This window comes from Vreelandella indica (assembly GCF_037070225.1).
GTDB classification, from domain to species: Bacteria; Pseudomonadota; Gammaproteobacteria; order Pseudomonadales; family Halomonadaceae; genus Vreelandella; species Vreelandella arctica.
In genome coordinates this window covers 75,713-101,255 of record NZ_JBANSO010000009.1, presented here as the reverse complement: position 1 = coordinate 101,255, position 25,543 = coordinate 75,713, and the positions used below count along the sequence as shown (strand labels likewise).

23 protein-coding genes are annotated in these 25,543 nt (G+C 54.2%); 12 read left to right on the top strand and 11 right to left on the bottom strand.

The features are described from left to right. The first annotated feature begins 38 nt into the window (after window positions 1–38). A complete protein-coding gene (locus V8L71_RS08335) occupies window positions 39–1,703 on the top strand; it encodes a methyl-accepting chemotaxis protein (protein WP_336273807.1) in 1,665 nt (554 codons plus the stop codon). On the opposite strand, the gene rarD is transcribed toward V8L71_RS08335, so the two are convergent. Beyond that, window positions 1,674–2,582, bottom strand: coding sequence for an EamA family transporter RarD (rarD, locus tag V8L71_RS08330; protein WP_336273806.1), 909 nt, complete (start codon window positions 2,580–2,582; stop codon window positions 1,674–1,676). The two genes, V8L71_RS08335 and rarD, sit on opposite strands and share 30 nt — an antisense overlap. 72 nt (window positions 2,583–2,654) lie before the next feature. Here rarD and V8L71_RS08325 point away from each other — a divergent pair, with 72 nt between their 5' ends. Both V8L71_RS08325 and V8L71_RS08320 read left to right on the top strand, forming a co-directional pair. Then, on the top strand, window positions 2,655–3,467 hold the full coding sequence (locus tag V8L71_RS08325; protein WP_336273805.1) for an amidohydrolase: 813 nt from the start codon (window positions 2,655–2,657) through the stop codon (window positions 3,465–3,467). Window positions 3,468–3,469: 2 nt separating this feature from the next. Next, window positions 3,470–4,174, top strand: a complete 705-nt coding sequence (locus V8L71_RS08320; RefSeq protein WP_101147051.1) for a pseudouridine synthase — start codon at window positions 3,470–3,472, stop codon at window positions 4,172–4,174. Window positions 4,175–4,413: 239 nt separating this feature from the next. Here the strand turns inward: V8L71_RS08320 and V8L71_RS08315 are convergent, their stop codons facing one another. The 6 genes from V8L71_RS08315 to gloB form a co-directional block, all read right to left on the bottom strand. Then, a complete protein-coding gene (locus tag V8L71_RS08315; protein WP_336273804.1) occupies window positions 4,414–5,997 on the bottom strand; it encodes an ABC transporter ATP-binding protein in 1,584 nt (527 codons plus the stop codon). Beyond that, on the bottom strand, window positions 5,990–7,066 hold the full coding sequence (locus V8L71_RS08310; protein ID WP_336273803.1) for an ABC transporter permease: 1,077 nt from the start codon (window positions 7,064–7,066) through the stop codon (window positions 5,990–5,992). The genes V8L71_RS08315 and V8L71_RS08310 overlap by 8 nt, the downstream gene beginning before the upstream one ends. Before the next feature lie 2 nt (window positions 7,067–7,068). Further along, window positions 7,069–8,142, bottom strand: coding sequence for a microcin C ABC transporter permease YejB (locus V8L71_RS08305; protein WP_336273802.1), 1,074 nt, complete (start codon window positions 8,140–8,142; stop codon window positions 7,069–7,071). A 77-nt stretch (window positions 8,143–8,219) separates the two neighbouring features. Further along, window positions 8,220–10,148, bottom strand: a complete 1,929-nt coding sequence (locus V8L71_RS08300; protein WP_336273801.1) for an extracellular solute-binding protein — start codon at window positions 10,146–10,148, stop codon at window positions 8,220–8,222. A gap of 43 nt (window positions 10,149–10,191) precedes the next feature. Then, window positions 10,192–11,418 (bottom strand): transglycosylase SLT domain-containing protein, encoded by a 1,227-nt coding sequence (locus V8L71_RS08295; RefSeq protein ID WP_336273800.1) that lies wholly within the window; start codon window positions 11,416–11,418, stop codon window positions 10,192–10,194. 30 nt (window positions 11,419–11,448) lie between these two features. Then, on the bottom strand, window positions 11,449–12,216 hold the full coding sequence (gloB, locus tag V8L71_RS08290; protein ID WP_336273799.1) for a hydroxyacylglutathione hydrolase: 768 nt from the start codon (window positions 12,214–12,216) through the stop codon (window positions 11,449–11,451). 145 nt (window positions 12,217–12,361) lie between these two features. Between gloB and V8L71_RS08285 the strand changes: the two genes are divergently transcribed. From V8L71_RS08285 to nudC, 4 genes are read left to right on the top strand one after another with little or no spacing between them, the layout of a single operon-like run. Then, window positions 12,362–13,180 carry a class I SAM-dependent methyltransferase gene (locus V8L71_RS08285; RefSeq protein WP_336273798.1) on the top strand — a complete coding sequence of 273 codons (819 nt, stop codon included), beginning with the start codon at window positions 12,362–12,364 and terminating at the stop codon, window positions 13,178–13,180. Next, the gene (gene rnhA / locus V8L71_RS08280; RefSeq protein WP_008956920.1) at window positions 13,173–13,643 is read left to right on the top strand and encodes a ribonuclease HI; all 471 of its coding nucleotides are present in this window, start codon (window positions 13,173–13,175) and stop codon (window positions 13,641–13,643) included. Before V8L71_RS08285 ends, rnhA begins: the two co-directional genes overlap by 8 nt. Beyond that, on the top strand, window positions 13,643–14,380 hold the full coding sequence (gene dnaQ, locus V8L71_RS08275) for a DNA polymerase III subunit epsilon (protein WP_336273845.1): 738 nt from the start codon (window positions 13,643–13,645) through the stop codon (window positions 14,378–14,380). The genes rnhA and dnaQ overlap by 1 nt, the downstream gene beginning before the upstream one ends. Continuing rightward, the gene (gene nudC, locus V8L71_RS08270) at window positions 14,373–15,152 is read left to right on the top strand and encodes an NAD(+) diphosphatase (protein ID WP_336273797.1); all 780 of its coding nucleotides are present in this window, start codon (window positions 14,373–14,375) and stop codon (window positions 15,150–15,152) included. The genes dnaQ and nudC overlap by 8 nt, the downstream gene beginning before the upstream one ends. A gap of 24 nt (window positions 15,153–15,176) precedes the next feature. Here nudC and V8L71_RS08265 read toward each other — a convergent pair whose 3' ends face one another. Then, window positions 15,177–15,488: an SCP2 sterol-binding domain-containing protein gene (locus V8L71_RS08265; RefSeq protein ID WP_035555706.1), complete on the bottom strand. Its 312-nt coding sequence runs from the start codon at window positions 15,486–15,488 to the stop codon at window positions 15,177–15,179. Between the two features lie 185 nt (window positions 15,489–15,673). On the opposite strand from V8L71_RS08265, the gene sohB reads away from it, so the two are divergent. Continuing rightward, window positions 15,674–16,717: a protease SohB gene (gene sohB / locus V8L71_RS08260; protein WP_336273796.1), complete on the top strand. Its 1,044-nt coding sequence runs from the start codon at window positions 15,674–15,676 to the stop codon at window positions 16,715–16,717. 87 nt (window positions 16,718–16,804) lie between these two features. Here sohB and V8L71_RS08255 read toward each other — a convergent pair whose 3' ends face one another. Next, window positions 16,805–17,125 (bottom strand): ArsR/SmtB family transcription factor, encoded by a 321-nt coding sequence (locus V8L71_RS08255; protein ID WP_008956925.1) that lies wholly within the window; start codon window positions 17,123–17,125, stop codon window positions 16,805–16,807. Window positions 17,126–17,429: 304 nt separating this feature from the next. Here V8L71_RS08255 and V8L71_RS08250 point away from each other — a divergent pair, with 304 nt between their 5' ends. The 3 genes from V8L71_RS08250 (at window position 17,430) to V8L71_RS08240 (ending at window position 21,089) form a co-directional block, all read left to right on the top strand. Further along, on the top strand, window positions 17,430–19,343 hold the full coding sequence (locus V8L71_RS08250) for a propionyl-CoA synthetase (RefSeq protein ID WP_336273795.1): 1,914 nt from the start codon (window positions 17,430–17,432) through the stop codon (window positions 19,341–19,343). A 231-nt stretch (window positions 19,344–19,574) separates the two neighbouring features. Continuing rightward, window positions 19,575–20,243, top strand: a complete 669-nt coding sequence (locus V8L71_RS08245; protein ID WP_176302205.1) for a 7-cyano-7-deazaguanine/7-aminomethyl-7-deazaguanine transporter — start codon at window positions 19,575–19,577, stop codon at window positions 20,241–20,243. A 42-nt stretch (window positions 20,244–20,285) separates the two neighbouring features. Beyond that, on the top strand, window positions 20,286–21,089 hold the full coding sequence (locus V8L71_RS08240; protein WP_336273794.1) for an alpha/beta fold hydrolase: 804 nt from the start codon (window positions 20,286–20,288) through the stop codon (window positions 21,087–21,089). A 7-nt stretch (window positions 21,090–21,096) separates the two neighbouring features. Here the strand turns inward: V8L71_RS08240 and V8L71_RS08235 are convergent, their stop codons facing one another. Beyond that, on the bottom strand, window positions 21,097–22,485 hold the full coding sequence (locus tag V8L71_RS08235) for a 3'-5' exonuclease family protein (protein WP_336273793.1): 1,389 nt from the start codon (window positions 22,483–22,485) through the stop codon (window positions 21,097–21,099). A 54-nt stretch (window positions 22,486–22,539) separates the two neighbouring features. Next, a complete protein-coding gene (locus V8L71_RS08230; RefSeq protein ID WP_431313170.1) occupies window positions 22,540–23,673 on the bottom strand; it encodes an ABC transporter substrate-binding protein in 1,134 nt (377 codons plus the stop codon). Between the two features lie 152 nt (window positions 23,674–23,825). On the opposite strand from V8L71_RS08230, the gene V8L71_RS08225 reads away from it, so the two are divergent. Continuing rightward, window positions 23,826–25,532 (top strand): potassium/proton antiporter, encoded by a 1,707-nt coding sequence (locus tag V8L71_RS08225; protein ID WP_176302201.1) that lies wholly within the window; start codon window positions 23,826–23,828, stop codon window positions 25,530–25,532. Window positions 25,533–25,543: the final 11 nt, after the last annotated feature.

The window sequence follows — 25,543 nt, the reverse complement described above, 5'->3', positions numbered from 1 at the left end:
TTTGATACTCAATAACGTTAATAAAACGAGTACTGCTCATGCGCTTACTGCAATTATTAGTTCCGGTACTGTTCTTGGCGCTGTCGATAGGACTTGCCTTGCAAGGTGGTCTGTGGAGTTTTCTGGCGCTCCTGTTGGCCGCATTAGGCGGTGGCACTGTGCTGCTCAATGCGCTGGAAGGTGTATACCGGGCCGACCAACGTCGCCTTGAGCAGGGGCAGCGTGGCTTTAAACCGCTACGTGATTACCGCTCGCTGCGTGCCATGGCCTACCGGTTAATGAACCGCGCCAGCAGCACCGCGATAGCCTCGGCAGAAGTGTCGCACTATGCCGATCTGATGGATCAGCGCCTTTCCAAACAAGAGGCCATGGCCCGTGAGGCTTCCTCGAGCATGACGGCGATTAATGCAGCCATTATGCAGGTGAGTGCCAGCGCCAGCCAAGTGGCGGCGCTGGCAGAGAGCGCCCGGGAAGCCAGCCATCACAACCATGCCGAGCTGGACGATATTATCCAGGACATGAGTGATGTCGCCGAGCGCTCTAATCAGGCACTGGACATGCTGACCGCTCTGAACGAAAAAATTGAACGTGTGCGTAACGTCACCTCAATGATCGAGGATATCGCCGAGCAAACCCACCTCCTTTCGCTTAATGCATCCATCGAAGCGGCACGGGCGGGGGAGCATGGACGCGGCTTCGCGGTAGTCGCTGGCGAAGTACGCAACCTGGCGTTAAAAACCTCCACCGCGACGCAAAGTGTCGATGAGCTGGTGAAAGACATGCACGAGAGCGGCCAGTCAGTGGTCGCCACTATGGGCCATTTAATGACCCGTATCAGCGAGCGTTCGAAAGGATTACAAGTAGTTGGCAATAGCTTGGGGACGATGACGAAAGAATTTGATCAGGTACAGAGTGAAATCACTCGCGTCGCCGATGCCATGGGAAATACTCGTCAACACAGCCAAACCGTGGCGGACAGCCTGAGCCAACTGGAAGATGACGTTGATGAAGGCAACCGTAATATGCACGATTTGGCTGAGCAGGCCCGGGCGTTGATGGAAGCCGCTGAAGGGGTTGATGGGGAACTGGCTCAACAGCATCTAGAAGGGCGACACCAGCAGGTGTTTCATGCCGCGCGATCAACTGCCGATAAGTTGGGCAAGATGCTCGAAAAAGCGATTGCCAGTGGTGAACTGTCAGAAACTAAACTGTTCCAGCCCCATTACGAGCAAATCCCCGGTACCCAGCCGCCACTTTATAAAACCGGTTTCGATACCTTTACCGATAAGCACCTACCCACTTTGCAAGAACCAATGCTGAAACAGCTGGGTCTGAGTTACGCCATTGCCTGCGACCGTAAAGGCTATGTGCCGACCCATAATCAGGCAGTCAGCCGTGAGCCAACCGGTGACTACGCTCACGATCTCAAATATTGCCGTAGTAAGCGGATATTCGATGACCCGACCGGTAGCCGCTGTGGCGCCCATGAGAAACCGCTGTTGCTGCAGACCTACAAGCGGGACACCGGAGAAATCATGCACGACCTTTCAGTGCCAGTGTATGTGCAGGGCAAGCATTGGGGTGGCTTCCGCGTAGGTTATCAGCCGGAACGGGATACAACATCGACGCCTACGCTGAAAGCCGCCGCAGACACCGACTCACCACCACTTGCCTTAACTAGCCGTCGCGTAGCGCGGGCGTGACTGCCACGCTGACCAGGAATAGAGCGCAAGCCCAATCCAGATAAGCACAAAGGTCGCTAACTGGATAAGCCCCAGGGGCTCACCGAAAACGGTTAACGCGATCAGAAATTGAATACTCGGGTTGATATACATCAAAAAGCCCAGGGTCGCCAAACGCAACCGGCGGGCCGCGCCAGCAAAGGCCATTAGTGGCAGCGCGGTTAAAGCCCCACTGGCGACCAGTAAACTGGTCGTTGAAGTGTTCTGTAAAAAATGTGAGGTGTCGTTCCAGCTTAACCAACTCAAGGCGATCAGGGCGAGGGGGAATAGCAAAAGGGTTTCCACAAACAGTCCTGATAGGCCGTCTAGCGGCACCTGCTTACGAAACAGGCCGTAACTACCGAAGCTTAACGCCAGCAGCAAGCTGATCCAGGGCAGTTCACCAAGCATTACAAACTGGGTGGCAATCGCAATGCTTGCTAGCCCCAGCGCCACCAGTTGCAGTTTTGCCATCACTTCTCGCAACACCAGCATGCCGAGTGCGACGTTCACCAACGGCGTCAGGAAATAGCCTAAACTCGCCTGCAAGACCTGCTTGGATTCCACCGCATAGATATAGAGACCCCAGTTGAACGCGATCAATAGCGCACAGGCCAGTACACGTCCAAGCTTTTTTGGTTCGCCCAAAGCAGCAACAACGGGAGGCCAGCGGCGTAACAGGGTAATCAGACCCACCAAAAACAGGCAGGCCCAGATAATGCGGTGAATCAATATTTCAAAGGCGGGAACGCCGTCAAATAAGGCAAAAAAGAGCGGAAAACAGCCCCACATCGTATAGGCCGTTAGCCCAAACATAACGCCTTTGACTGCGTCGGGATCGCGTGTTGGAGTAGGAAGCATAGCAGCCTCATTATTTAAAGATGCTAATCTAGCATAAACATTGCAATAACACTGGCGGAACGGAGGTGTTTAATGACTAAACTTAGATCCAGCTTGGTGCAGTGCGATCTGCGCTGGGAAGACCCAAAAGCCAACCACGCTCATCTTGAGGAGTTGCTCGGTGAGCTGGATAGCCGTGATACCGACCTTATTGTTTTGCCTGAAATGTTTGCCACCGGCTTTACCATGAACTCGCGTGAAATGGCTCAGCCAATGGCCGAAAGCCAAAGTGTGACTTGGTTGCAGACTCAGGCGCAGGCCCGAAACTGCGTGATGACTGGCAGCGTGGCGATCGAAGAGAATGGCGAATTTTATAATCGCTTGATATGGGCAACGCCGGAGGGCGACTTAACCTACTACGATAAGCGCCACTTATTCCGTATGGCTGGCGAGCACGAGCGTTACGGCATGGGCAGTGAACGCAAAGTGGTGGAGCTCAACGGCTTTAAGCTGCTGTTAAGCGTTTGCTATGACCTGCGTTTTCCGGTGTGGATGCGCCAGCAGCCAGCAGAAGGTGAGCATTTCGAGTATGATGCGCTGCTGTGTATCGCCAATTGGCCAGCACCGCGTCGTCACCCCTGGCGTACGCTGCTACAGGCCCGTGCGGTAGAGAACCTAAGCTATGTGATTGGCGTTAATCGCGTTGGAGAGGATGCCAAAGGGCTGGCCTATAGCGGCGACTCCTTATTGGTCGACTTCAAAGGCGAACCGTTAATTGATCAACCTGCCCATACCCCGTTTATAGAGACGGGCACGCTGGATAAAACTGCCCTTGATGCTTTTCGTGAAAAATTTCCTGCCTGGCAAGATGCCGACCATTTTAAGCTGCTGCCAGGAGTGGGTTAATGATGCGCCTTGATCGCTTTTTAAGTGAAACCTCACCGTTAACCCGTAGCCTCGCCAAGCGAGCACTGAAGAACGGCGAAGTCACCCTCAATGGTGAGCCGATCAAGCAATCGGCTACTCAAATCGATACCGATAACGATGTGGTTGTTCTTAATGGCGAGCGGCTGGCGCTGGTAGGCGTACGCTATATTATGCTGCACAAGCCGGTGGACGTTGAGTGTAATGCCCGCCGTGGCCTTTACCAGCGCGCAATCGACCTGATTGATCTGCCCAAAGCCGAACGCTTACAGCCGGTGGGGCGCTTGGATGTGGATACGACGGGCCTGCTGTTGTTAACCGATGACGGCCAGTGGTCGCACCGTGTGACCTCGCCGCGCCACCGCTGCGCCAAGGTCTATATCGCAGAGCTTGCTGAGCCCATGGAGGGTGCAGCGGCTGAGTGGGCGATTGGCCAGGTGGCGGATGGCCTGATGCTGGATGGCGAAGAAACCCCGACCCAGCCCGCGACGCTGCGGCTGCTATCGCCCACCCAGGCGGAGCTTACGATTACCGAAGGGCGCTACCACCAGGTAAAGCGAATGTTTGCCGCCTTAGGGAATCATGTGAACTCTCTGCACCGCAGCTCCATCGGTGATTTAGCCTTGGATGCTAACCTTGCGCCCGGCGAGTGGCGTGAGTTGACTGACGACGAAATTGCGCTGTTCTGAATACTTAGTAAGTATTCTTTAGCCGCTGCCTGGAAGGGTAAGCGGCTTTATTTTAACTAAATATTTATACCGTTATCTTGTTATTTTAACTTCAGAAATACCCAAATTTTGTGCCACTCCGAAAGAAAGGTCGCAAGCTAGAACGACCACCGCCAATAGCGGTTAACCGTTGCTAAGCACTAAGATGATAAGTATTAATGCGATAAGTATTAAGGAGCTGAATTTTCAGGGGCTTAACTTTAAGGGGCTAGGTGAGCAGCAGCAATCAGCGCTTGGGTATAGGCGTGTTTGGGCGCGGAAAGCACGTCCAGGCAGAGGCCTTGTTCGACGACTTCGCCATCTTTGAGCACCATAATGCGATGGGCCATAGCGCGAATAACGGCAAGATCGTGACTAATGAACAGATAACTCAACTGCCTACGGGCCTGAAGGTCGCGCAGCAGGGTAACAAGCTGCTTCTGTACCGTGCGGTCTAATGCAGAAGTGGGTTCATCAAGCACCAGCAGTTCTGGCTCCAGAATGATCGCTCGGGCCACGGCAATGCGCTGGCGTTGACCACCGGAAAACTCATGGGGGTAGCGCGCAGCACAGCTTGCGGGCAAACCCACTTCTTGAAGGGTTTGGTTAACCCGCTGGGTGACTTCTTTGTCAGTCAGGTGCGGGTAATGAAAGCGCAGCCCCTCGCTAACGATATCAAACACCGGCATGCGTGGCGAAAGGGCGCCATAGGGGTCCTGAAACACCATCTGAAAACGGTGGCGCTGGCGTCGCAAATCATCACCGGACAGGGAGCTTAATTTATCGTTGCCAAGGGTAACATCGCCTTGGCTAGTGACCAGCCGCATGACGGCCGACGCCAGCGTGGTTTTGCCCGACCCTGACTCCCCTACAATGCCCAGGGTCTCGCCCGGCGTGATCTGAAAATCGGTGGGCTGAACTGCCACAAACGCAGGCGGCTGGCGTTTGAACAGGCCGGTCTTGGGGCGCTTGAAGCTTACGCTCAACTGACGAGCCGTTAACAGCGGTGGCGCTTGCTTAATGGCCTGGGGTCTGCCTTCCGGCTCGGCGGCGAGCAGCGCTTTGGTGTAATCACTTTGCGGGTGTTGAAAGACCTGTTCAACTGGCCCGATTTCCTGTATCCGCCCCTGATGCATGACGCAGATGCGATCCGCGTGACGGCGCACCAGGTTCAAGTCATGACTGATAAACAGCATGCCCATGGCGTGGTGGTCGCGCAGTTCACGCAGCAGGGCAAGTATCTCCTGCTGCACCGTCACGTCCAGGGCGGTGGTGGGCTCATCGGCAATCAGCAGTGAGGGATTATTGGCAATCGCCATGGCAATCATCACCCGCTGGCGCTGTCCGCCCGAAAGCTGATGAGGCCAAGCATCCAGCAGCTCTTCCGGGCGCGGCAGTTTCACTTGTTCGAGTAGCGCTTTGCAGCGTTGGCGGGCCGCCTGGCCGCGCAAGCCCTGATGCAGACGCAATGCTTCGCCAATCTGCTTGCCAACTCGATGGAGCGGGTTAAGCGACGTCATCGGCTCCTGGAAAATAAAACCGACACGATTACCGCGCACGTCGTTCCACTGGTCCTGGGTCAATGTCGACAGATCGGTATCACCCAGCCAACGCTCGCCCTTGATAGTCGCATTGCTGGGCAAGAGGTTGATCATCCCGAGCGCAGAGACTGATTTGCCCGACCCGGACTCCCCGACAATCGCCAGGGTTTCACCCGCATTGAGGGTGAGTGATAGCGCATGCACCACGGGCGTATCATCGAAGGCAATGTTGAGATTCTCGATGCGCAGGAGCGGGTTAGGCATTTTGTGTCTCCTGGGCAGGGCCAGCCTGGCGCTGTTGTACGTGACGGGGGTCGAAGGCGTCGCGCAAGCCTTCGCCAATGAACACTAGTAGCGAAAGCATGATTGCCAGGGTCATGAACGCCGTGATGCCCAGCCAGGGGGCATGTAAGTTGTTCTTGCCCTGCGCTGCCAGTTCGCCCAGCGAGGGCGCGCCGGGGGGCAGGCCGAAACCGAGGAAATCCAGCGCGGTCAGCGTGCCGATGGCACCGGTAAACAGAAACGGAATAAAGGTTAGCGTCGCGACCATGGCATTGGGCAGCACGTGGCGCCACATGATCAGGCGCGAGGGCAATCCCATCGCCTTGGCGGCACGCACGTACTCCAGGTTACGCGCACGCAGAAACTCTGCGCGCACGATATCGACCAGGCCAAGCCATGAGAAGAGCAGCATGATCCCCAGCAACCACCAGAACCCCGGCTGAACAAAGCTGGCTAAAATGATGAGCAGGAACAGCACCGGAAGGCCCGACCATATTTCAGTCACTCGCTGACCGATCAAATCAATCTTGCCACCAAAGTAGCCCTGCACACCACCAACCACAACGCCGATGACCAACGAGCCCGCAGTGAGCACTAGTGCAAAAGCAACCGAGAGGCGAAAGCCATAAATGACACGCGCTAATACATCACGGCCCTGATCATCGGTACCCAGCCAGTGGCGGCTATCCGGCGGTGCTGGGGAAGGGCGGGTCATGTTCATGTCCAGGGTTTGGTAGGAATACGGGATGGCTGGCCACAGCGCCCAGCCGTGCTCTTTAATCTGTTGCTGAATAAACGGATCCAGATAATCGGTACGCGTGGGAAGAAACCCGTCAAACTCGGTTTCGGGGTAATCCACCAGCAGCGGCACGTACCACTGGCCGTCGTACTGCATAATGATGGGCTTGTCGTTGGCGACCAGCTCGGCAAACAGACTAAACACAAACAGTGCCGTAAACAGCCAAAGCGATACGCGGGCACGGCGGTTGGCTTTAAAGGCCGCCAACCGTCGGCGGGTAATGGGCGAAAAATAAGAAGAAAGAGAGGCCATGATCATGACTCCCGGGTCGAAAAGTCGATACGTGGGTCAACCCACACGTAGGTCAAATCGGAAATCAGCTTGAGGATCAGACCGATCACGGTATACAAAAACAGCGTGCCGAAAATAACCGGGTAATCCCGCTGCATCACCGCTTCAAAGCCGAGCAGACCGAGGCCATCCAGGGAGAAAATCACTTCTATCAATAGCGCACCGGTAAAGAAAATGCCGATCATGGCGGCGGGCAGGCCCGCGATGATAATCAACATAGCGTTGCGGAACACATGGCCATAGAGCACCCGCCGCTCATCGGCGCCCTTGGCGCGAGCGGTAATCACATACTGCTTGTGAATTTCATCCAGGAAGCTGTTTTTGGTCAGCATGGTGAGTGTGGCAAAACTGCCGATCGCAGCGGCAATGACCGGCAGCGTGATATGCCAGAAGTAGTCCTTGACCTTGCCCCAGGCCGATAGTTGATCAAAGTTGGGCGACGTCAGGCCACGCAGGGGGAACAGGTCCCAGTAGGTGCCGCCAGCAAATAGCACAATCAGCAGGATCGCAAACAGAAAACCGGGAATGGCGTAACCGACGATCACCAATCCCGATGACCAGACATCAAAGCGGGAGCCGTGGCGCAGCGCTTTTTTAATACCCAGCGGAATCGAGATCAGGTAGACCAGCAGCGTGGTCCACAGCCCCAGCGAAATGGACACCGGCAACCGTTCGATCATCAGCTCGGTCACCGGGCGGTCGCGGAAGAAGCTGGTGCCGAAATCAAGCGTGAGATAGTCCGCCATCATGCCGATAAAGCGCTCGTGGGCGGGTTTATCAAAACCAAACTGCTGTTCTAGCTGTTCGATAAAGCGGGGGTCGATGCCTCTGGCGCCACGAGAATCGTCGCTTACCTGTACATCGGCACCGCCCATGTCCAAGCGCGTGCTGGCCATGGCGTCGGCACCCTCAAAACGTGCCAGCATCTGATCAATCGGCCCGCCCGGCGCCGCCTGAACAATCATAAAATTGAGTAGCATGATCCCAAAAAGGGTCGGAATCATTAGCAGCAGTCGGCGTAGGGTGTAGCGGGCCACAGAACACTCCGAGGTTTATGACAATGAAACCGTTGAGGATAAGCCGTTGCGAATAAGTCGCTGTAATAAAGCCCGTCTCAGCGGCGCTGGCGCTGCAGTTCTGCTTCACGCTCGGTATCCACCCACCATGCATCCAGATCCATCGCATACTCAGGAAAGGGTTCGGGATAGCCGAACTTGTCCCAGATCGCGATGCGGGTTTCGCCGGAGTGGTAGTGAGGAATGACGTAAAACCCCCAGCGCAGCACCCGGTCCAACGCCTGCGTGGCGGTGTCCAGTTCCTTACGACCATCGGCACTAATGATTGCTTCCACCAACGCATCGACCGCTGGGTGGGCGAGCGCCATCCGGTTGCGGCTTTGCGGCGCTTCGGCGGCGGCGCTGGTCCAGAAATCACGCTGCTCATTACCCGGGTTGTTCGACTGGGGAAAATGACTAATCACTATGTCATAGTCGTAATTGCGCTGCCGATTTAAATATTGATTGATATCAACGATGCGCAGCGAGGTCTGGACCCCCAGGCGGGCCATGTTGCGTAGCATGGGTTGAACCACTCGCTCCAGCCCTGAATCGTAGAGCAGTACCTCAAGGCTGAGTGGCTGGCCGGTGGCTTGGTTGACCAGCACTCCCTCTTCAACGCGATAGCCCGCGTCGCGCAAAAGAGCCAGTGCCTTGCGTAGGCGCTCGCGTAGGTTGAGGGGTTGGTCAATCGGCAGTGGTTCGGTGAACAGTCGGTCAGACCCATGGGAAGCGATTAATGCTTCCTTAAACGGTTCGAGCAGCGCTAATTCTTCCTGTGAAGGTAGCCCGGTAGCTTCCATCTCCGAATTTTGAAAAAAGCTTTCAGTGCGTCGATAGGTATCGTAGAAAATATTGGTATTAAGCCAGGGAAAATCGAACGTAAGGCTTAACGCTTCGCGTACCCGAGGGTCTTGAAACTTCTCTTTGCGCAGGTTGAAGACGAACGCCTGCATCATGGAGGGATTTACATCGGGCACTGTTAAGCGCTTCACTAAGCCCTCTTCGTAAGCAGGAAAGTCGTAGCCAATCGCCCAGGTGGCCGCGCGGGCATCCGTACGAAAATCTGTCAGGCCCGCTTTAAACGCCTCCCAGGCGATATCGCGGTCGCGATAGTAGTCGTAAACGATGCGGTCAATATTGTATCGGCCAACGTTAACGGGTAAATCTTTACCCCAGTAATCTTCATCGCGTTGATAAACAATTCGTCTGCCAGGGTCTACTTCGCTAATCCGGTAAGGTCCAGAGCCTGGGTGTGCCACCAGAGTGGGGGATGTAAACTCCCGGGGTTCCCAATAATGGCGGGGGAGAATGGGCAGTTGAGCAACGATTAACGGTAGTTCTCGAGAGTTGGTATCGCTGAAGGTAAAGCGCACTTGATGTTCGTTAAGAGCGATCACTTCGTCCACACCCGCATAATAGCTGGCATAAAACGGATTGCCCTCTTCCCGCAGCAGATTAAGTGAGAACACCACATCATAGGCGGTGACGGGTTCGCCGTCCTGAAAGCGTGCCTCAGGACGCAGGTCAAACTCAATCCATTTCCGCTCGGGGTCCAGGCGCACGCCTTCAGCCAATAAACCATAAAGGCTAAAGGGCTCATTGGGGTTGCTGGCCATCAAAGTGTCATAAATTTGCGAAACGCCGGTGGCCGGTGTGCCGCGGATAATAAACGGATTCGTTGAATCAAAACTGCCCCCCACGGCGGTATGGGTAATAGTGCCGCCTTTGGGGGCCTGGGGGTTTACATGGGGAAAGTAGGCGAAGTCTGCCTGTAGCTCTGGGCTATCGTAAAGTGATAACCCGTGAAGCGTTTCAATCGGCACCACATTGTTTGCATCTGTATTTAAATCGCCCACCACGTTGTTGCCGGTAGGGCGTTGGGATGAATCGATAGGGGGCGTTGCTTCTGAAGCCAGTATCGATACCGTTATTAACAAGCCACTGATGAGTAGAAACGCTTTCGCAAAAAACAGACCTCGCGGCATTGGTGACATCCCATGTGAACAAAGCCAACTAGTAAACCCGGTTTCAACGCCCTGAAAGTGTCAGTAACTGCCCCGGTTGTAAAGCGCTGGGGCGGTCAAGCGAATTCCAGCGTATCAAGTCTTGCTGGTCGATATTATAACGGGCCGCAATCGCTGAGAGGCTATCGCCCCTTTCAACGCGATGCGTATCTGCGCTGTTATTTTGCGCAAGCGCTTGGCTATTGCCCTGTGATAGTTGAGCCAGCACTTGTTTATCGACTTCTTCAGGCACCAGCAGTGTCTGTGCGCTGCGTGGATCGATACTGCCGTTTAGTAACCCTGGATTCAGTTCAACTAGCGCCATTTTGCTGACATCCAGCATTTGCGAGGCTTCAGCAAGACTCACTGCGTGGGCCAACTGAACTTTTGCGAAGGCGGGGTCGATGTGAATCTCAGGTAAGCTCACGCCGTACTTTTCAGGGTCGTTAATGATCGTAGCGATCGCCTTCAGCTTGGGAACGTACTGCATGGTTTCAGACGGTAAAGATAGATCCCAATAGTCGCCACTTAACCCTTGACCCTGTACCTGACGCTGAGCGCGATTGACGGTGCCAGCGCCTGCGTTATAAGCGGCCAGAGAAAGCATGAGGTCACCTTCGTACCATTGGTCGGCCTGCATTTCCAGGTAGTCCAGTGCGGCCTCGGTAGAGGTCAGAACATCCAGGCGGCCATCGTAATTACCATTACGCACTAACCCTAATGCATCCCCGGTGCCGGGCATAAATTGCCAGAGACCTGCCGCCCCGCGGTGGCTTCGTGCACCTGGGTCGAAAGAGCTTTCGACAAACGGAATGAGCGCAATTTCACCCGGTAAGCCGCGCTCACTTACTCGTTGAGTAATCCAAGCAAGCCAGGGGGTGGCGCGTTCGGTGATGGTGACAATGTTTTCAGGGCTTGAACGGTAGTGTTCAATCCACTCATCCACTCTGGCTTGCGCTTCTACTGGCAATGTTTTCTCTTGCCACTGGAAGCTTTTACGCAGAGTCGTCCAGGCATCCTGGGGTTCAAGTTCTAGCGCCTCCCAAAAATGGGTTTGGAAAGGCGTAGGATAGGGCTTTGTATCGGATGGCGACGTGGTAGCAGCGTTAGGTAAGGCTGTTGTCGCATTTGCAGTCGTTTCATAGGCTGGGGCAGAGGCTTGTGAGCTTGCCGCAGCGGCTAACATTAGGCCCATAATTACGGTACTGCCAGCGCTCAGCATTAAGCGCTGGCGAATCGTTCGATAGGTCATAGTTGCATTCGTTTGGTTTCGATAGCGTTCTTAAAAACGGTTTTTCCACTCGCGCAGAGTGGTAAACGTAGCGAGATCAGTATCATTAACACCCTGGGTGCCTGCTGCTTGGCGCACGCTATCTGTGCCCACGCGCAGATAGGGATTAATTTTCAGCTCGCGTCCTATCGTGCTGGGTAAGGTGGGGCGATCCAATGCCCGCGCCTTTTCACACTCCTGCAAGGCGTGTTTAACGTCTTCGTTTTCAGGGTCCGCAGCACGAGCAAACGTAAGGTTCGCTTGTGTATACTCATGGGCTGCAAAGACCAGTGTATCTTCAGGTAGTTCCGCAAATTTGTTCAACGCGGCAAACATTTGCTCTGGGGTGCCTTCAAATAAACGGCCACAACCGGCGCAAAAAAGAGTGTCGCCGCAAAAAAGAAGGGCAGGGATGCCCGCTGTGAAGTAGCTGATATGGTCCAGCGTATGGCCCGGTGTCGCTATTACGTCGAATAAACGGCCCATAATGCGGACTTCATCGCCGTCGCCAACGGTCTCGTCAATCCCTTCAATGTTGGGGTTGGCCGGGCCGATAACGTGAGGGGAGTAGCGTTTAATTAATTCCGCTAAACCACCGGTATGATCATGATGATGATGGGTAATCAGAATGCATTTTAGAGTTAACGACTCACGTTCAAGAAACTCGATCACAGGGGCCGCTTCACCTGGATCCACCACGCAAACGCTTTGGCTGGTATCTTGTCTTAATAGCCAAATATAGTTGTCGCTTAGAGCTGGGATCGGTGTCACGCTCATCATCGGCGAGATCCTTTAAATTGCGAAAATACAGAATTCAGTGACCAACATGCGTAAACACGCAAAACATCGCGCTTCTTAAATAGTAGCGCTAAATCGGTGTAACCAAGGCGTTGAAAAGCCGTTACTGTGGAGGGAAGCGCTGTTCATGTCAAATTCGACCACGGCCACGACACTCGCCAAGCGCTTAATAAGTTGCCAGCCGTATTGGCAGTCTGAGGCCGGGCGCTCGCTATGGGAAACACAGCGTGCCTGCTTAGGGCCCGTGGTGGAATCGCGCGTGGGCGGCCACAGTTTGGAATTGAGCATGGGGCCAGCTTTAATGACCATGTCGGCGATTCCTCATTCCATTCGATGGTCACCCACAAGACCAATGGCCGAGAATGAGAGCACCTTGATATGCCCGCCGGATCAATTAGCGCTGCCAGATCGCTGCTTAGATGTAATGGTTATTCATCACTGGCTGGAGTATTTAACCGACGCCCATTTCACCCTTCAGGAAGCCGCGCGGGTCACCGCTGACAATGGGATATTGGTATTGTTTGGCTTTAATCCGATCGGTGTGGGTGGGCTTGCCCGCCAATGGCGAAAACGCCAGCAGCAGTTTCCCTGGGATGGCACTTGGCGTTCTGTTAGTCGCCTGCGCGACTGGTTGGCGTTTGTCGACTTCGAGGTGGAACGCGTAGACTATTGCTGTTTTCGTGGGCGGATGAGTGCTAAATGCGGTGAATATTGGGAGTCGCTGGGGCGTAGGCATAACTTACCGCTAGGTGAGAGCTATATGATTCAAGCCCGCAGGCGTCAACGCCAAGCGCCAGTGCAACGTATGAAGTTTGGTTTGAAAGCGCCTGTTTCTCCCGCTTCATTAGGCGTTACTCGCTCAGGTTCATCGGCTCACTTTCAACCCTATCAAGAGCTCCCAACACAAGCTCAGACGCATCAATCAAAGGATCAAGAACTTGACTAAAGAGGCTGCCGGGCAACTGCCTCGGGTAACGGTGTATACCGATGGGGCTTGTCGGGGCAACCCAGGCCCTGGCGGATGGGGTGTGGTGCTGGCGAGCGGCCAGCATGAGAAAACCTTGAAAGGCTATGAATCAGATACCACTAATAACCGTATGGAGTTGATGGCTGCGATCATGGCCCTGCGAACGCTAAACACTCCCTGTGAAGTCGCGCTATGGACCGATTCACAATATGTGCGACAGGGCATTACTCAGTGGATTCATAACTGGTTAAAGCGTGGCTGGAAAACCGCCGCCAAGCAACCCGTCAAAAATGCTGAGCTGTGGAAAACCCTGCACGAAGAGACTCAGCGACACACAATAGAATGGCACTGGGTGAAAGGGCACAGCGGCCATCCCGGCAATGAGCGCGCCGACGCGTTAGCCAATGAAGCCATTGATGAGCATCACAAGAGGAGAGCATGATGCGCCAGGTGATCCTAGATACTGAAACCACGGGTATCGACCCTAAAGATGGTCATCGCTTAGTCGAAATTGGCGCGATTGAGATGGTCAACCGCCGTTTTACTGGCCGCACCTACCACCAATATATCAACCCTGAACGCCATATCGACGCAGAAGTCGTTGCCGTTCACGGGATTGACGACGCTAGAGTCGCCAATGAGCCGGTTTTCGCGAAAATAGCTGACGAGTTTTGGGCCTTTATCGAAGGCGCCGAGCTGGTGATTCATAACGCCCCCTTCGATGTGGGTTTTATCGACCACGAATTGGGTATGCTTAATCAGCAGCGTAAAACACCCGCATTGGGGCCAGTGCGCGATCACTGTGCGGTATTAGATACTCTGACGATGGCCCGGGCCATGCACCCCGGTCAGCGCAATAGCCTGGATGCATTGTGCAAACGTTATGATATCGATAACGGTCACCGCGTACTGCACGGCGCGCTACTAGACTCTGAAATTCTTGCTGAAGTTTATTTGGCGATGACCGGCGGGCAAACCGCACTGACGTTAGACGCAGCCTCTGCAGCAGAGCGGGAGCAGGCGGATACCTCCAGTGAAGGTCTGTCGATTCAACGTATGACGCTTACTCCAGGTCAGTTGCGCGTCGTGCGCCCAACTGACGAGGAGCAGGTGGCCCATAAAGCCAAGTGTGAAGCGCATCAATTGAATTGGTTTAAAGGTATGGCAAGCGATGCTTAGGCGAGAAATTCCCCATCATGAACAGGCCGGGCGAGTTATTCGCCTATCGCGCAGTATGCTGGCGCCTGCACCGCTAAGCGGTAGCGAGGAGCTAACCCCGCTACAACCCTTTCAGCCCTGGACAGAGCAGATGCAGCCGCTGTGTTATTGGGATGATGAGCCGGTCGCTCTGTTGGTTGAGTCCCAGGCGGAAAGTGGCTGGATTGATGGTCGACAGTGGATGAGCGAGCTTTCTACCGCTTGGTTCAGCCTACTTTCAACGGCGTTGCAGGTGGGTGCCTGGTTGGAGAATCACCGTTTCTGTGGCCGCTGTGGCGCGCCCGCTACCAAGCTTACCGCGGAATTTGCAATGCATTGCGATGCCTGCGGGCACCGCAATTATCCGCGTATCTCGCCCTGCATTATTACGCTGGTGACTAGCGGCGAGGCGATGCTGCTAGCGCGTAGCCCGCGTTTTCCGCCAGGCCGTTATTCAACCTTGGCCGGCTTTATTGAGCCGGGCGAGTCCGCCGAAGAGGCCGTTCACCGGGAGGTGTTTGAGGAAGTGGGCGTGCATGTTGACCAACTGCGTTACCACCAGAGCCAGGCTTGGCCGTTTCCCCACTCGCTGATGTTTGGCTACTTCGCTGAAGCGACAACCCGGCGTATTCGCATTGACGGGGTAGAGATTAGCGATGCTGCATGGTTTTCACCTCGCCAGCTACCATCACTACCGCCACCTTACTCAATTTCACGCGAACTAATCGAAACTCATTTGGCACGCTGGCGCTAAACATCGCCGCGTGCCGATATGTCATTACTCGCTAGGGAATAGGCTGGTCAGCTTGGTGGCCAGCATGACATTGCCGGTTGCTTTTAGCTTGCCGGTCATGAATGCCGTCATGCCATTGATATCGCCACTCATGATGCCTTTTAGCGTGTCAGTCGTTAGGCTTAAGCTAACGGAAGGATCATCGTGCTCACCCTCTTGCACATCCAGCGTGCCATCTTGGATATTTAAGTAGTAGCTGCCCGCGTCTGAGAAGTGGAACTGGAACACTTCGTTCATGCCCTTTGCCGCTTCAGGATTAAAGCGCGCTTTCAACTTCTCAAGGGTGTTGTTAGACATAACATTTCTCTCAATTAGGTAAATCAGACTCAGGCTAGCGATAATAGCCCAAAGAAACAATCGTGATGGCGAGCGAGATTATTTCATACACGCGTTTCAATCAAGAGTCGTGGTCAAACTCGCAACATCTTATCTGGGCAGAGCGCCCACCCTAAAAGACTCAAGCTTACCAATGGAGAACGTCGATGAATGAATGGATAGCGGAAATAGGTACGTTTGTCGTGCAAACCACCATCGTTATGTTGCTGATAGGCATTGGTTTGCTTTTGATGGCGCGAACGAAACAAGACAAAGAGAGCGACTTGAAACTTCACATTGAGCCGCTGAATGAGCAACGCCGCCGTCGCGGTCGTCGTCTGCGGCTGACGGCTACGTTACCAGGTGCCCGCAAAAAGCTGCTAAAGGTGTTCCGCAACGAAGACAAAAAACGCCATAAAGCGCAAAAAGCTAACCAAGAGTCTACCCATGAGCCACGGGTTTGGGTGCTCGATTTTCACGGTGATCTGAAGGCATCGCAAACTGAGCGCTTTGGTCAGGAAATATCCGCTATTATTGATGTTGCCGCCGAAAATGACGAGGTGGTGATTCGCCTCGAATCTGCCGGTGGCCTGGTACACGCTTATGGGTTGGCAGCCGCACAGTTAGACCGCTTGCGTACGGCAGGACTCACCACAACCGTATGTATTGATAAGGTGGCAGCAAGCGGTGGCTACTTGATGGCCTGTACCGCCCAGCATATCAAGGCAGCCCCCTTCGCTGTGATCGGCTCTATTGGCGTGGTGGCGCAAGTGCCTAATATTCATCGCTTGCTAAAACGCCACGATATTGACGTGGAGCTCCTCACCGCCGGTAAATACAAACGCACCTTGACCGTGTTGGGTGAAAATACCGAAGAGGGAAAAGCAAAGTTCCTCGAAGATTTAGAGAATACTCACCACTTATTCAAAAGCTATGTGGCTGAGCGTCGTCCCGCCATGGACATAGAAACGATTGCGACAGGTGAGATTTGGTATGGCAGCGAGGCCTTGCCCCAGCTGCTTGTTGACAGCGTGGGTACCAGCGAAGCTTATCTGGTCGAGCGTATGGCCGAGGCGCGCGTCTTTGTGGTCAAGCTTGAGCCCCCTAAAACAGTGACTCGTAAACTTGGTTTGGCAGTGTCGGAAGGCGTTGAAAAAGCAGTCCTCAAAGCGCTTGGCTTGATCGACGCCGCTGGTTGGCAGCGGCGCTGAGCATCGTTCTGGGCGATGGTTAATAACTATGGTTAACAGCTATGGTTATTGTATGACTATTAGCGCTGTTGAAAACTATAAAGAGCCTTATGCAGCATAGTGGTGTGCCAGGGTAGCAATCACCGCCTTGGCGCTCTCACTGCTCAGCGAATAATAGATGGTTTGTGACTCCCGCCGTGTATCGACGAGTTCATCACGTCTCAAAATGGCTAAGTGTTGTGAAAGTGCCGACTGGCTTAATGCAAGTTGTTGATTAATCTGCGTCACTGACAGTTCTTTTTCGGCAAGTAGGCAGAGTATTTGCAGGCGTTTTTCGTTGGCCAGCGCTTTTAGCAGGTTAGTCCCTGCCTCAATAGCGCGACAGTTATGTTCAAGCAGACGTGTAGCGGCGCTTGTAGAAGCAGACATAATGATCTCCTTGCCTACACTGTTACTTCAGCGTTTTTATGAGCATTGTTATACGTTGTAGTGGCATCGTCGCGTCGCGAGGATCAAGTTGTTCAATGATCATTAATTTAGCGAGTTTTGTCCAAGTCGCTGTTTAACGATTAATCAATGGTAGGCAGATAGCCACTTTCTTGTCGACAATGCTATTGGCCAGGCTGCTACTTTAGTCGCTTTTTAGCCCATAGTATGAGGGTGAGGCGTAGATTTACTTTATACAGTGTCAACAATTATCTCGTATCGTCATTACAATAAAGACAGAGACACCATGAGCCGCTACCAGCATACCTACCAGCAGTCGATAGAGCATCCAGAAACGTTTTGGGCCGAGCAAGCCAAACGAATTCCTTGGTATACGCCACCTCAAACTATCCTACATTACGATGAGCAGCAGCATGCTCGATGGTTCAGCGATGGTGAAATGAACCTTTGCTACGCTGCACTTGATTACCACGTTGAAAATGGCCGCGGTGACCAGGCGGCTATTTTCTGGGACTCCCCCGCCGCCCAGGCCAAACTCACCATTAGCTACCGGGATATGCGCGACAAAGTGGCTTTCTTTGCTGGGGCGTTGACGCAGTTAGGGGTGGAGAAGGGTGATCGCGTGGTGATTTATATGCCAATGATCCCCGAGGCGCTGGTGGCTATGTACGCCTGTGCCCGGCTAGGGGCCATCCATTCGGTGGTGTTTGGTGGTTTTGCGCCTCACGAACTGGCCGCACGCATCGAAGACGCCGAGCCCAAAGTGGTGGTGGCTGCGTCTTGTGGTATCGAGCTAGGCAAAGTGCTGCCGTATAAGCCGATGGTGGATCAAGCCATTGCGTTAAGCGCCCATAAACCGGATGCCTGTGTGGTTTATCAGCGTGAAGCGCACCATGCAGCGTTGGGGGCGAACGATCACGATTGGAAGGCGCTGGTCGCTAAGGCGCCGTTTGCCGACTGCATGCCCGTGAAGGGCACCGACCCGCTGTATATTCTCTACACCTCTGGTACCACGGGTAAGCCCAAAGGCGTTATGCGCGACACGGGTGGTTATGCGGTGGCATTGGCTTACTCGATGCAAGCGATCTACGCCATGGAACCAGGTGAAGTGTTCTTCACCGCTTCTGATGTGGGTTGGGTAGTCGGGCACTCTTATATTGTCTATGCCCCCTTGTTGCTGGGCTGCACCACGGTGGTATACGAAGGCAAACCGGTCAAAACGCCCGATGCGGGCAGCTTCTGGCGCTTGATAGAGGAGTATCGGGTAAAGAGTTTCTTCACCGCGCCGACGGCCTTCCGGGCAATTAAAAAAGAAGATCCTGACGCCAAGCTGCTGCAGAACTACGACATCAGCAGCCTCAAACATCTGTATGTGGCCGGTGAGCGGCTAGATCCACCTACATTTCATTGGTTGGATGATCTTCTTGACGTGCCGGTGATCGACCACTGGTGGCAGACCGAAACCGGCTGGCCCATCGCGGCTAACTTGCCAGGTATCGAACCGATGCCGACCAAAGCGGGGTCGGCGACGTTCCCCGTTCCAGGCTTCAATGTTCAGGTGCTCAACCGTGATGGCGAGCAGGCTAAACCTATGGAGCAGGGCAGTGTGGTCATCAAGCAGCCCATGCCGCCTGGTTGCCTGACGGGCGTATGGCGCGACGCGAAGCGCTTCCATAGCGCTTATATGGCGGCATTCCCCGGCTATTATTTAACCGGGGATGGCGGTTATTTTGATAAGCAGGGCTATCTATTCATTATGGGCCGCACCGATGATGTCATTAACGTGGCAGGGCATAGACTCTCGACCGGTGAAATGGAAGAAGTAGTCGGCGCTCATCCTGCCGTTGCCGAGTGCGCGGTCATTGGGATTCATGATGACTTGAAAGGGCAGCTGCCGATCGGCCTGGTGATTCCTAAAGATGGTTTTGATGGCGATGAAGCGACACTGGAGGCTGAACTGATTGCGCGGGTTCGTGAGCATATTGGTCCGATTGCCTGCTTCAAGCAGGTATTAGTGGTCGACCGCTTGCCCAAAACCCGTTCGGGCAAGATTTTGCGTAAGCTGTTGCGCACGATTGCCGATGGTAAAGAGTTTGGTATTCCTTCCACTATTGATGACCCCACCAGCCTAGCGGATGTTCATGCCGCCATGCGCGAACGCTCGGTAGGCGCTGCAGACAAAGCCACGCCGCTGGATTAACGATTCATAAGCACAAGTCGCCCGATAGTGAGGGCGGCTTTCATCTTTCGGCCTTTTTATGCTCTGAATTTTAATAACCTGACTTTTAATAGCCTGACTTTTAATACCCTGCAGAAGCCGTATAATGCGCTCCCCAGAATAGCGTTCGCTAGTTAAAACTGATCTAGCGATGTGCTTACTACCTCGAGGGTTCCCTAACCCCTCTTATCTGTTAAAAAAAGGTCGATCCGCATGTTTGCATTGAGTGAGACTCAGCACCGCCGTTGCCTCCTGGTAATGGTGGCTTTTCATATTGGCATTATTGCCGCCAGTAACTATCTTGTTCAGCTGCCGTTTACGCTGTTTGGCTTTCATACCACCTGGGGCGCGTTTAGCTTCCCGTTTATCTTTCTAGCCACCGACCTAACGGTTCGCCTGTTTGGTAAAGGGCCGGCTCGATCGATTATTCTGCGCGTTATGCTACCTGCGTTGCTGGTCTCCTATGTGGTGTCGGTGGTATTCCCCCGTGGCAGCTTTGCCGGGGTTGAAGCGCTTTCGGAGTGGAATCTGTTTGTCGCCCGCATCGCGCTCGCCAGCTTCTTGGCGTATGTGATTGGACAATTACTGGATGTTCAGGTGTTTGACCGCTTGCGCCAGTGGGCCTGGTGGGTGGCGCCTGTGTGTTCGACAGTGCTGGGTAATCTGGCGGATACCTTTGCATTCTTCTCGGCAGCGTTCTATAACAGCCCAGACCCGTTTATGGCCGCGAATTGGATGGAAATTGCTGCCGTGGACTATGCAATCAAACTCGCCATTAGTCTGCTGTTCTTCCTGCCGCTGTATGGTTTGTTGCTGGCCTGGCTGACGCGCCGTTTGGTGGTCTGGACAGGTCAAATGGATACTGCACCCCGTACGGCCTAATCGTATAAAGCCCACCATAATCGCCAAGGCTTAGGAGCAAGCATGATGAACGTTGCCACTGTTGATTTGCACTTTATCGATATGCCCGCCGACGATGCCGCGACGGATGCCACGCCGCTAGTCGTGATACATGGCTTGCTGGGGAGTGCCGATAATTGGCGTTCGCATTTAAAAGTCTGGCAGCGTAGCCGCCGAGTGATTGCGCTTGATCTACGTAACCATGGCCGCTCACCCCATGCCGAGGGAATGCGTTACGCCACTATGGTGGATGATGTGCTTGCGCTAATGGATAAGCTCTCGATTGAGCGCGCGCATGTGCTTGGCCACTCCATGGGCGGCAAGGTGGCGATCAGTTTGGCGCGCTTGGCGCCTGAGCGAGTGGCATCGTTAATGGTGGCCGATATTGCGCCGGTGGCTTATGAGCACGGTCACGATGATGTGTTTGCCGCGCTGGATAACGTGCGGCAAGGGCAGCCCAAAAATCGCCGTGAAGCCGATGACCTGCTGGGCGAACATGTCGATTCCCGACCGACACGCTTGTTTTTAGCCACCAACCTGATACGCAATGAAGACAACGTGATGGCGCTACGCGTTGGGCTGGATCATATCAAACAGGGCTATAGTGACATTATTGGCGTGCCGGATGGCGAGCAGCCCTACGAAGGTCCAACGCTGGTGTTGCGGGGTGGCGATTCTCACTACGTGGCAGACGATATGCTACCTACATTGCGCGACGTGCTGCCCCGTGCCCGCGTGGTAACGCTCAAGAACGCCGGTCACTGGCTACATGCTGACCAGCCAGAAGCGTTCCAGCAAGCCGTCATGGCGTTCATTGACGCTCAATAGGGCAGTCTTAACCGAGCGGGATGACCGTTAGGCCATGTTGTTCCGGGGAGCGCAAAAAACGGTTCAATATACGGTAGCTATCTATATCAAAGCTTGCGGACGCATCGGCCAGGGTTTCGGCCTTTTTAAGGCTTGCCGCACTGCCCAGGTAGCACCATTGGCGAACCACGTGCCATGCAGACGCTGTAGCGCCCGCTGACTTCTCCTCAATAGCAATACTGCCCGGCCAGGGCCACACATTGACCTGTAGCTGGGTGAGTGCTTCCTGTGCCCGCTGGGTATGTGCTGCTATCGACTCCTGTCCATTGCATGCCCCAAGGCACTTACCCACCTGATTGGCAAAACAGCGGCCCTTACCTTTTTCAAGCCCCAGCACTCGCGGGCAGAGCTTTTGCTCTTCAGCAACAGCAATTAATGTGTTTTTAGCCTCTCGTGAATTGCGGAACAAACCGTACAGTGTGCCACTGATTGGCAGGCTCATGGCGCTTCCGCTGAGCAGTTCCGGATGGTCGGCTTCTGCCTCCCAGTGCCAGGTGGTCAGCTTGCGCTGCTTGCGTAGCTGCCGGTTCATAATCGGCATTAACGTTTTCACCAGTTGCGCCTCACGCAACTGGGCGCCTAAGTCGCCAGCGGTTTCTTCCCATTCGATATGTTGCACCTGCTGAGCTAGGCGCATCTCTTTATCGTCCTGGTGATCACGCTGAAAGTGGCCTAGTACGCGGCTGCGTAGATTGACGCTTTTGCCCACATACAACGGCAGCCGATTGTGACCGTAAAACAGGTACACACCAGGGCAGGTGGGCAGCCCTTCAAGCTGAGCGCTGTCTAAATGGGCGGGCAGTGTTCGATGGCGGCGCTCATCACCTAGAAGGTTCTGCCATGCTTCTTCACTGTGCTCAACTTGCCACGTTTGCCAGAGTGCCCACAGGGCATCCACATCATCACCAGCTCGGTGGTGGCGGATAGGTGAAATGCCGTAGCGGTTAAGTAGCGCTTTCAGATTGTGCTGACGCTCCTGAGGCGCTATACGCCGCGATAAACGCAGCGTGCATATCAACGAGGCGCGAAAATCCTGCCCCGCGCGCTTAAACTCATTGCGCAAAAAGCTGTAGTCAAAGCGCGCATTGTGAGCAATCAGTTGCCCGTCGCCCAGCCACTCACGCAGTGATTCGGCGATGTGGGTAAACCGTGGCGCCTCCCTCAGCATATCGTCACGAATCCCTGTGAGCTGAGTGATTTGCGCGGGCACTTTGCATTCTGGGTATATCAAGCTCGACCAGCGCTCGACCAGCTCACCGTTAACAACTTTCAGGGCGGCGATTTCGGTAATTCGGTCGCGGGTTGCCCGGGTGCCGGTGGTCTCAACATCGACAAAGATTAATGCTGTTTCGCTCATGCGTCGCCAACGTAGTGAGAGAGCTATAGGTATGGGATGATAAGCGGTATGTGGTTATAACGTGTGCGGATCTACCGCTAAACGCGATACCGGCAACACATCGCTGGTAATGCCCGTTTGCTGCAAGAAAGTTTCAAAGGCGGCATACCGTCGGCTATCTAGTGCTGCTGGGTTAAGCGCCATGCGTCGCAGGATGTCCTCCCAGGCCCCAGCATTAATATCATTATCGAGCACCGGGTGGGTACTAATGAGCAGCTCCCAGGCAGCATCAGGATTGTCGACGATCCAGTGACTCGCCTGCTCAAGGGCAAGCACAAAGCGAGACCACGTATCGGCGCGGCGGGCAAGGGTATCGCTATTGGCCAGCACTACTAAGCCGTCACTACGGGGAATATCCAGCTCATCGAAACGAATGATGTGGGTGTTAATCCCTTCCGTTGCTAGCTGCTGAGGAAGGTAGTGATAAAAACCATCCGAGACTGCGTCGATTTGGCCTTCCCGCATTGCTCGTATTGGGTCGAAGTGTAGGTTGACCGGTGCTGCGAAATCATCGGTTTGCTGAACTGAGCGGGGTAGTAACCGAGGAATACTCAGGTCGCGGCCTTCGCCAGTGGTATAACCGTAATGTAACCCTGCCAAGGTATTTTCAGTTTCCGCTTGTTCTTCCCCCGTCACAATGACCGCCGTAAGCGACGTTTCAATCAGTGTCGCAATCCGGATAATCGGCGCACCGTTATGGGCTTGTAGATGAAGCAGCGGCTGGCGCGTTAACGCTAGATCAACCTCGCCTGCGGTTAGCAGTTTGATGGCGATGGAAGGGTCGGCCGGTGACTGAATCTCTACCTCAAGCCCTTGGTTAATATACAGACCTCGTTCTTTCGCAATCACCAAGGCAGCGTGCTGTGGGCTTAGGTACCAATCCAGCATCAGCGTCAGGTGTTTAACCGGCGGTGGCTCAAGAGGCGGGGCCGGGGCAAGTGCCATTGTGGGCGCTGCTTCGATATCACTTTCAACGGGTCGCCATAGGCCATCCGGCACCTCAACGTCGGCATCTAACGTTAGGGGGGCGGTTTCTTGACTGCTTTTTTCGCTCTCTTCATTTGCGTAACTAGCTGAATTAAAAAATAATAACGTAAAGATTAGGCTCAGCAGGACAGGGGGCCAATAGCATGACAGGCAGCGCAACATAGTCAGTAACTCCAAATGCTGTAACGGCGAAGTGTAGCCGCCTAGGAAAGCTTCTGACTAGCCCTTTAACCACAAGGGCGCGCGGAGAAGACACAGTAAATTCAACAGTTACATGTAATAATAGCGCTGTATTGATGTAGAGACGGAGAGTCATGGACGCAATTTATATGTTCTTTTTGGTAGGCGGCTCACTGATGGCGCTCAGTATTTTGGCCAGCCGCTTATCGTCAATGATGGGTGTGCCACTACTTCTGATCTTCCTTGGGCTAGGCATGCTAGCGGGTGAAGAAGGCGTGCTAGGTGTTGTGTTTGATGACTACTCCATGGCTTTTGCAATCGGCCATCTCGCGCTCGCCATGATTTTGTTAGACGGTGGCTTACGCACCCGCCTCAAAACCTTTCGGGTTGGTTTTAAGCCCGCGCTCTCTCTCGCGACCTTTGGGGTCTTTATCACCAGCGCCATTGTTGGCGTAATCGCGATGTGGATTTTTGATCTCACCATTGTGCAGGGCCTGTTGGTCGGCGCCATTGTTGGTTCTACCGATGCCGCTGCGGTGTTCTCCATGCTCAGTGGCCGCGGGGTCAATCTTAACGAGCGGGTAGGGGCCACGCTTGAAATTGAATCGGGTACCAACGACCCGATGGCGATTTTCCTCACCTTAATGCTGGTAGAGCTGTTAGTTGGCGATATTGGTGGCCCTACCGAAACACTGCTGTTTTTCATTTCTCAGTTTGGTATTGGTTTGATTGTTGGCCTTGGCGGCGGCTGGCTAAGCGCTAAACTGTTGCGCTGGCTAGACTTGGCGCCGGGTCTATATGCGATGTTGGCATTAGCGCTTGGCTTCAGTGTGTTTGGCCTAACCAGCGTGCTGGGTGGCAGCGGCTTCCTGGCCATCTACTTGGCCGGTTTGATGATTGGTAATCAGCCGGGGCGCCATCTCAATTTTATCCTCCCTGTTCACGATGGCCTCGCATGGCTTAGCCAGATTGGTCTGTTCCTAGTGCTCGGCCTGCTGGTGACGCCGAGTGAGCTGTGGGATGTAGCATTGCCTGCCGGCTTGGTGGCGCTGGCGCTTATCTTTATTGCGCGCCCCTTGGCCGTGCTGATTACCATTAAGCCGTTCTTTAAGTTCCGCTGGCGGGAAACCTTCTTCATTGCCTGGGTGGGCTTAAGAGGGGCGGTACCTATCGTGCTGGCTATCTTCCCGGTGATTGGTGGCGTCGAAAACGCTTCGCTCTACTTTAACGTCGCGTTTGCCGTGGTATTGATGTCGCTGCTGATTCAAGGCGGCTCGCTAACGCTGATGGCCAAGTGGTTGAAGGTAGAAGTGCCGGTAGGCACCGTGCCTAACCGACGCGGCCCGCTAGGTATTTTGCCAGAAAACGATTTTGAGCTATTTGTTTACGGCGTAGAGAACCAGGATTTGGAAGACGTGCCTATCCGGCTTCTCCGCTTCCCATCCGGGGCGCTGATTTCGGCGCTGTTTCGCAACCACACCATGCTTCACCCCAAGGGCAGCACGCGCTTAAAACTTGGTGACGTGATTTGCGTTATCGGCCGTTCAGAGGATCTGTACTCCCTTAACCGGCTGTTTAATGGCGATGCCAAGCTCAAGCAGGAGCGTGCCTTCTTCGGTACCTTTACCCTGGATGGCAGCGCGCAAATGCAGGATATCGCCCAGGCCTATGGCTTAACACTAAGCCCCGGTGAGCAAAATATGACCCTAGCTGAGTTTATTGCCCTACGCGTGGGTGGGCACCCGGTAGTCGGGGATGACGTAGACTGGCACGGTATTCATTGGGTAGTCAGCGATATGGAAGGCGGAAAAATTACCCGTGTCGGGTTACGTTTGTACTAAAGGCGTTGACT

Excerpts from the sequence above, each read along its gene's own strand:
- V8L71_RS08295 (WP_336273800.1), bottom strand. The coding sequence starts at position 11,418 with ATGACCTATCGAACGATTCGCCAGCGCTTAATGCTGAGCGCTGGCAGT.
- V8L71_RS08255 (WP_008956925.1), bottom strand. The coding sequence starts at position 17,125 with ATGTCTGCTTCTACAAGCGCCGCTACACGTCTGCTTGAACATAACTGT.
- V8L71_RS08315 (WP_336273804.1), bottom strand. The coding sequence starts at position 5,997 with ATGCCTAACCCGCTCCTGCGCATCGAGAATCTCAACATTGCCTTCGAT.
- nudC (WP_336273797.1), top strand. The coding sequence starts at position 14,373 with ATGCTTAGGCGAGAAATTCCCCATCATGAACAGGCCGGGCGAGTTATT.
- V8L71_RS08310 (WP_336273803.1), bottom strand. The coding sequence starts at position 7,066 with ATGGCCTCTCTTTCTTCTTATTTTTCGCCCATTACCCGCCGACGGTTG.
- V8L71_RS08265 (WP_035555706.1), bottom strand. The coding sequence starts at position 15,488 with ATGTCTAACAACACCCTTGAGAAGTTGAAAGCGCGCTTTAATCCTGAA.
- gloB (WP_336273799.1), bottom strand. The coding sequence starts at position 12,216 with ATGATGAGCGTGACACCGATCCCAGCTCTAAGCGACAACTATATTTGG.
- V8L71_RS08300 (WP_336273801.1), bottom strand. The coding sequence starts at position 10,148 with ATGCCGCGAGGTCTGTTTTTTGCGAAAGCGTTTCTACTCATCAGTGGC.
- sohB (WP_336273796.1), top strand. The coding sequence starts at position 15,674 with ATGAATGAATGGATAGCGGAAATAGGTACGTTTGTCGTGCAAACCACC.
- V8L71_RS08285 (WP_336273798.1), top strand. The coding sequence starts at position 12,362 with ATGTCAAATTCGACCACGGCCACGACACTCGCCAAGCGCTTAATAAGT.
- V8L71_RS08325 (WP_336273805.1), top strand. The coding sequence starts at position 2,655 with ATGACTAAACTTAGATCCAGCTTGGTGCAGTGCGATCTGCGCTGGGAA.
- V8L71_RS08225 (WP_176302201.1), top strand. The coding sequence starts at position 23,826 with ATGGACGCAATTTATATGTTCTTTTTGGTAGGCGGCTCACTGATGGCG.
- dnaQ (WP_336273845.1), top strand. The coding sequence starts at position 13,643 with ATGCGCCAGGTGATCCTAGATACTGAAACCACGGGTATCGACCCTAAA.
- V8L71_RS08250 (WP_336273795.1), top strand. The coding sequence starts at position 17,430 with ATGAGCCGCTACCAGCATACCTACCAGCAGTCGATAGAGCATCCAGAA.
- V8L71_RS08320 (WP_101147051.1), top strand. The coding sequence starts at position 3,470 with ATGCGCCTTGATCGCTTTTTAAGTGAAACCTCACCGTTAACCCGTAGC.
- rarD (WP_336273806.1), bottom strand. The coding sequence starts at position 2,582 with ATGCTTCCTACTCCAACACGCGATCCCGACGCAGTCAAAGGCGTTATG.
- V8L71_RS08230 (WP_431313170.1), bottom strand. The coding sequence starts at position 23,673 with ATGTTGCGCTGCCTGTCATGCTATTGGCCCCCTGTCCTGCTGAGCCTA.
- V8L71_RS08240 (WP_336273794.1), top strand. The coding sequence starts at position 20,286 with ATGATGAACGTTGCCACTGTTGATTTGCACTTTATCGATATGCCCGCC.
- V8L71_RS08335 (WP_336273807.1), top strand. The coding sequence starts at position 39 with ATGCGCTTACTGCAATTATTAGTTCCGGTACTGTTCTTGGCGCTGTCG.
- V8L71_RS08245 (WP_176302205.1), top strand. The coding sequence starts at position 19,575 with ATGTTTGCATTGAGTGAGACTCAGCACCGCCGTTGCCTCCTGGTAATG.
- V8L71_RS08235 (WP_336273793.1), bottom strand. The coding sequence starts at position 22,485 with ATGAGCGAAACAGCATTAATCTTTGTCGATGTTGAGACCACCGGCACC.